Here is a 291-nt window from a genome sequence, read left to right as displayed (position 1 = left end):
CGACCCGCGGTCGCCAGCGCCGGCAAGCGCCCATAAAGCCATTCGGCGATGGCTGTCCCGGCACGAGTCATCAGTGTGTGCGGCGGAAGTTTGGCGGCGGCCGCCTGCTCGACGTCGCGCAATGTGCCGGGAAAATACAAGTCGAGTGCTACTGATGCGCAGGCCGCTGCAAGGGGCGCCGTTGAGGCCTGAATCGGTTCCGCGGGGCGTGCCAGCGGACTCTGGCTGACAGGGGCGGCAGGAACGTTGACGTGCGAAGAATCGGACATGACAGGCAAAGCTCCCGGTAGC

Annotated in this window: 1 pseudogene; it reads right to left on the bottom strand. The window is 66.0% G+C overall.

Annotation, left to right across the window (positions count from 1 at the left end):
- A pseudogene (locus CDV44_RS28310) lies at window positions 1-269 on the bottom strand (hypothetical protein); the annotation flags it as partial.
- Between the last annotated feature and the right edge of the window lie 22 nt (window positions 270-291).

Source organism: Pandoraea sp. PE-S2R-1, assembly GCF_002179865.1.
Classification (GTDB): domain Bacteria; phylum Pseudomonadota; class Gammaproteobacteria; order Burkholderiales; family Burkholderiaceae; genus Pandoraea.
This window is presented reverse-complemented; position numbering and strand designations above follow the sequence as displayed.